The organism is Microcystis sp. LE19-8.1F, from assembly GCF_027531715.1.
In the GTDB taxonomy this organism is placed as follows: Bacteria; Cyanobacteriota; Cyanobacteriia; order Cyanobacteriales; family Microcystaceae; genus Microcystis; species Microcystis wesenbergii_A.
This window is the reverse complement of sequence record NZ_JAPZSO010000193.1, coordinates 1-5,154: the sequence shown is the minus strand read 5'-3', so window position 1 is coordinate 5,154 and position 5,154 is coordinate 1. Positions and strand designations below refer to the sequence as shown.

Below are 5,154 nucleotides of genomic sequence, written 5' to 3'. Positions count from 1 at the left end.
TTAGTTTCTCTTAAATCACTTAAACTAAACATTTTTTCTATCTCCTTACGGTTTAATTTGGGCAATTTATAAATGAGAATTGTCTCAATTAATTCGAGAATGTCTTGTCTTTTTAAAGACTCCTGGAATTGTTGTCTAACCTGTTGAATCAGTTCTTTTCCTTGGGCTAAGGTGTTTGGTTCCGATTCCACAATTAATTGTAACACTTTTACCCCCAGAGAATCCCCCTCATCTAACTGATTCAGATAATAACAGTTAACTCGGCCTGACTCAAAGAATTCTTGATAACGAGATTTGGGACTGTTTTCAATTTCCCGATGAGGATAAATGATCACCCCTTGCCAATTGTTATTACTCTCACTCTGATGAAAATAGAGAAATATTTCACTAAAAAAGCGCGAGTAAAACCGTTCATCTTTTTGAAATTGTACCTCAACAAAGTAAATCGGATCATTCAGGTTATCGGGAAGAAAAACCCCATCTAAACGAAAAGCGAGTTGTTTAACTTCTAGGGAGGAAAATTGATAATGATTGACGGTTTCTGGGGGAAGATTGAGCAAATCAAAGAAACTTTCAGGAAAAGTCTCAAAGAGACGATAGAAAATACTGTCCGTTTTCCCTCAATTTTGTCCCTCAATGACTTGTTGTACTTGTTCAATATCTAAATCTAGGGCTTGGGGATAGGAAAGCCAGCAGATAGCATTTTTAGGGCAATTTGTCGAGATTTCTCTTCTTTGCCCTTTTCCTCTCCTTTCTCTAAAATATCTCGATTTAGAGGATTTTTTCTAAACCGTAAACGAGGGATTGCAGCTGAGTAACTTTGCGGATAGAGAGGAGAACCCCCGGCATATAACAGGAGCGATCGCTGGTATCATGACGAAGGGTATAGATTTCCCCGGGGGAACCGAAAATGACTTCCTGGTGGGCAATTAAACCGGGTAAACGCACGCTATGAATACGGATGTTCTCAGCAGTTAAACCGCCTCTAGCGCCGGGGATGGTTTCTTTTTCGGAAACTTGGGCAGGATTAAAGGTTTTACCTAATTCGGCCAGTAATTCGGCGGTTTTAATCGCTGTGCCACTGGGTGCGTCTGCTTTTTGATTGTGATGCAGTTCGATAATTTCTACATGATCAAAGTAGCGAGATGCTTGCATAGCAGCCTGTTGTAGTAAAACCATGCCAATGGAAAAATTGGGGATAACTAAACAGCCGGTGCTGGCTTTTTCGGCAAATTCGGCTAAATCTTGCAGTTGTGCCGCCGATAATCCCGTAGTTCCCACCACGGGACGCACTCCATAGGCGATCGCACTGCGGGTATTGTCATAAACACCGTCGGGATGGGTAAAATCCACCATCACCCCCTGCACTTTTTCCTGAGTTGCCAGGACTAAAACACTCTGCAAATCGTCGAGAATCGGCACTTCTAGGGGTTCACAACCAGCCACTTCTCCCACATCCTGACCTCGAAAAGCTGGATTTCGATCCACTGCACCCACTAAGATCATATCGTCGGCACGAGCAACGGCTTTAATGACTTCCCGTCCCATTTTGCCGGCTGCACCGTTGACAACTACGGGAATCGGGCCTCTATTTTCGGTCATGGTTAATTATTCTCCTTATATATGGCGATTATAGATTGTTGGGGTGGAGGGGTATTTCAGGGACAAAGGAAAAAACCTCAACACCTAACCGCCTTTTGCCTAATCACTGAATTAATTATCCGTTTTCTCACGCACAACGATCGAGGGGTAGTTATGAGAAAATCGTGATTATTTAGGGAGAATATGGGTCCTTAACCCTCCATGCCATGCTTAAACTGTCGTTTTCAGGGAATTGAGCCATCAATGGATAAATGTCTCCGTTGTGGTGTTTACCTGCCAGCACTACTAAAAGACTTCTTAGCAAAGGGAACCTTACTGAGAGATGGAACCGATGCTATTGATTATCCCCTCGGTCGGGGCAGTTTTGGCATCACCTATCGGGCCTGTCATCGTCAATTAGCCACTGCTATAGCGATTAAGGAATTTTATCCCCAAGAATAGCCGCTGGGATAAAACCTTTGCTTCTTTGCTGCCGGGCAGCTCTCGTTTACCTCCGCAAAGAATCGAGAAATTAATCTGTCAATTGGTGGACGCATTAGAAACAGTTCACGAGCAAGGAATTTATCATCTTGATATTAAACCAGAAAATATTGTAATCTCTGGCGAGGATAAAGTAGTTTTGATCGATCATTTGAGCAACTTTTGGTATGCTCGATTAATGGAAAGGCCTTCAGCAATTCCTTGCATGGTAGGTTCGGTAGAACTAAAAAATCCGAGGGTTTTGTATCGATACTTTTGATTCGCGTAGGTTATTAGGTATTTCATAGAAAAAATCAAAAGTGAGCTTTTAATATAAGTTCAATTATACTCCCTTATCTTTTGACGATTCGATATTAATTGTCAAGCACTCCTTGGCGATTTTTCGGGGAACTACGAGAGAAATATATTTGCGCATAAATGGAACTTCTCTCGGTTTTTGAGCCTGATAAACAATACAGTAGTTACTTGGAATCGAACGAAAGTCTTCGATTTTCCGTAAGTGAGTTATATAAATAGCGTCTTCTCTGGCGATGAGATTATCAATCTTTTGTTGCTCGTCTGGTAGGATCATGTCATTGAGTTCTCTAACGTAGAAAGGAGAAGATTGAACTTTTTCAAAATTATTCGATAGGTAAAGAATATACGAGTCACGGGTTAGGTTGATAATGTACGGAACACTTGATTTATAGGAATCGATCTCTTTTACCAAGGATTCATAATAACTTTTAACTCTAGTATTAAAAAGTTTTCCTTGAAATATATCTATGTTTTCGGGTTGCTGAAGTCTGCCACTGAATAGATCTTTCGGCCAGTTGTAGTAAACACTAGAAAATTTTAACCCACCCAGGGTGCCGCTAAGATATACGCTCATAGCGCAGATAATACCTAAAATAATATACCGTTGCCATTTGAGTAATTTTGAGGTAATTTCAAAGCCAGAAAGGGTTAGCAATCCCAAACCGATCGAGGAGGAATTCTGTAAGCGAAAAACGCTTAATTTATATAGGGCTTGCGCGTACCCGAATAGAGAAATACTGGCAAGTAAAAAAATAACTTTTTCTCGATCTGTAACCGGCAGATTCTTTCTGAAAACTTTCGCAAGTATTGCCTGTATCCAGAATATCGAGTTGCAGAAATTTAATAGATAGATTATTGTTCTAATATCGAATGTTAGTATTGGTGAAATAAACATTGCTTGTAAGAATCCAAAAATTAGGTTTTTTACTCCTCCAGAAGAATCTTCGTAAAAACTTAAAATAGTAAAGCTTTGAAGATACCAATCTTGCAAAGATGAAGTGTGATAAAGATAAACAAAAAATATTGCAAAGATCGCCATAACTCCTAAATGAAATAATACTATTTTTTTGATAAATGTTTTCCTTTCTTCCTTTGAAGACTCGACAAGTTCTAGCAAGAAATACAAGTAAATCGGTACTATTGTTGGACCAAAAGCGGTTTGTCTAGATAGCACATTTAGGGCGAAAAAAATACCCGCTACACAATATACGAGAATCCGTGAATTTTTTGAGCGACCATTAGACAAAAGTAGTAAACAGATTAACAAAAAAGTATAAGAAAAGTAATTAGACCACGGATAAACAATATACCCCTGCAATAAAAACATCAAAATTGTAGAAAAACTGGCGCGGTTCTTACTGATGATTTTCTGCCAGAGTAAATACGATATGTACAAGCTACAAGAGTAAAATAATCCAGTAATAATACCGACTGAGATCGCTTTATTGCCGAAGATAACTAAAGAGAAACCCTGAATTATCGTCGTTAGAATTCCGTATTGAATAAATATTTCTTTAAAAGGTATCGATCCGCGAACCAAGTCTATGGCATTCGCGTACATAAGCCCCCAATGGTGAGCGTCCGTATTAAGTTTTGATTCGATAACGCTAAAAATAAAGCTTACAATACACACCGCCACTACCAGTAGATCTGGAACTGCGATCTGGAATTTTTTGAATGAGGGAATATAATGCATCTAAATTCTCACCATCAGACAATCGTATTCGGGGTTGCTGATTTGAGATATGAATCTTCTTTTCTGGGATTTTTAAAACCTAGACCCAAACTAACTTTTGCACGGGAACCCGCACAATTGGCATTCATACCTTGATTCAGCAACCCCTCGTATTCTATCACTCGAAGGCTTTTGGCTCTCCTCGACTTTGTGTGATAATTCGGTTATTACTCTACCATAGGCCTATTGATCTGTCAAGATCGAATTGAGAGATAAATCTCCCGGTGCTTCCCCTGCCCCTTCTGCTCTCCCTGCTTGTCTCCACTGATCCTTTTAAAATTGACAGATTACTATCGGTTAAGCAAGATTGCCACGCTTCCCCTCCGCGAACCGCCTTCAATATGGGAACCAGAGCGCACTAAAAAAAGATGGGTGTCTGTGATTTTATAAATTAAAAGCCAGTCTGGTTCTAGGTGACAATCCCTATATCCATTCCAGTTTCCCATCAAAGCGTGATCTTTGTATTTAGGTTCTAGTTCTTGCTTTTGAAGTAATTTATCAATGACATTTTTCAGTTTGGTCATATCTTTTCACCGTTTTTGCAGTCGTTTAATATCTTTTTTAAAGCGATTTTCAAAAATGGGTAATAACATTAAATTCCTAGCTGCTGATACAGTTCAACTTGATCTTTGACAACAGTTAAGTTTTTTTGCTCTTCAATATTCTGAATGACTTGTTGAGTTTTTTCGTTAAAATCACTTATGGTATAAGTCCCTTCTGCAATTCGTCGTTCTTTTTCCGCTTCTTCTAAAAATTCAGCTAGGTGTTTTTTTAGATAGGTTGCCAGGCTATCTTGTTGTTCTTCAGAAAGCGGTGCAATTTGCTCGAAAGTTTCTTGAATTAATTTAGTCATCTGTATTGTACTCCGAAGTTCAGTTTTTGAGGAAAAAAAATCAAGATAAGTAGGTAGGCGTTAAAAATTATCAGACACCCCCGTTATCAAGGGTAGGGTTGATTCATGAATCAACCCTACCTTATCAAGGGGGGATCAAGGGGGGATTAAAGGCAAAATCCATTTTTAATTTAATTATAACCAGCTA

7 protein-coding genes are annotated in these 5,154 nt (G+C 39.1%); 2 read left to right on the top strand and 5 right to left on the bottom strand.

The features are described 5' to 3' along the window. A partial coding sequence (locus O9334_RS18090) for a DUF2887 domain-containing protein (RefSeq protein ID WP_288001638.1) occupies positions 1–560 on the bottom strand: 560 nt, incomplete at its 3' end. Positions 561–771: 211 nt separating this feature from the next. Then, positions 772–1,602 (bottom strand): 4-hydroxy-tetrahydrodipicolinate reductase, encoded by an 831-nt coding sequence (gene dapB, locus O9334_RS18085; RefSeq protein ID WP_045359697.1) that lies wholly within the window; start codon positions 1,600–1,602, stop codon positions 772–774. Between the two features lie 243 nt (positions 1,603–1,845). Here dapB and O9334_RS18080 point away from each other — a divergent pair, with 243 nt between their 5' ends. Then, positions 1,846–2,043, top strand: a complete 198-nt coding sequence (locus tag O9334_RS18080) for a hypothetical protein (RefSeq protein WP_288001636.1) — start codon at positions 1,846–1,848, stop codon at positions 2,041–2,043. A 25-nt stretch (positions 2,044–2,068) separates the two neighbouring features. Continuing rightward, a complete protein-coding gene (locus tag O9334_RS18075; protein WP_288001634.1) occupies positions 2,069–2,341 on the top strand; it encodes a protein kinase domain-containing protein in 273 nt (90 codons plus the stop codon). A 63-nt stretch (positions 2,342–2,404) separates the two neighbouring features. Here O9334_RS18075 and O9334_RS18070 read toward each other — a convergent pair whose 3' ends face one another. From O9334_RS18070 to O9334_RS18060, 3 genes are all read right to left on the bottom strand, one after another. Beyond that, on the bottom strand, positions 2,405–4,075 hold the full coding sequence (locus O9334_RS18070; protein WP_288001632.1) for a glycosyltransferase family 39 protein: 1,671 nt from the start codon (positions 4,073–4,075) through the stop codon (positions 2,405–2,407). 329 nt (positions 4,076–4,404) lie between these two features. After that, positions 4,405–4,638: a type II toxin-antitoxin system YafQ family toxin gene (locus O9334_RS18065; RefSeq protein WP_288001631.1), complete on the bottom strand. Its 234-nt coding sequence runs from the start codon at positions 4,636–4,638 to the stop codon at positions 4,405–4,407. Positions 4,639–4,706: 68 nt separating this feature from the next. Further along, positions 4,707–4,967, bottom strand: a complete 261-nt coding sequence (locus tag O9334_RS18060; RefSeq protein ID WP_045359692.1) for a hypothetical protein — start codon at positions 4,965–4,967, stop codon at positions 4,707–4,709. Between the last annotated feature and the right edge of the window lie 187 nt (positions 4,968–5,154).

What these genes read in the sequence shown, in the direction of transcription:
- dapB (WP_045359697.1), bottom strand. Translation starts at nt 1,602, where the DNA reads ATGACCGAAAATAGAGGCCCGATTCCCGTAGTTGTCAACGGTGCAGCC.
- O9334_RS18060 (WP_045359692.1), bottom strand. Translation starts at nt 4,967, where the DNA reads ATGACTAAATTAATTCAAGAAACTTTCGAGCAAATTGCACCGCTTTCT.
- O9334_RS18065 (WP_288001631.1), bottom strand. Translation starts at nt 4,638, where the DNA reads ATGACCAAACTGAAAAATGTCATTGATAAATTACTTCAAAAGCAAGAA.
- O9334_RS18070 (WP_288001632.1), bottom strand. Translation starts at nt 4,075, where the DNA reads ATGCATTATATTCCCTCATTCAAAAAATTCCAGATCGCAGTTCCAGAT.
- O9334_RS18080 (WP_288001636.1), top strand. Translation starts at nt 1,846, where the DNA reads ATGGATAAATGTCTCCGTTGTGGTGTTTACCTGCCAGCACTACTAAAA.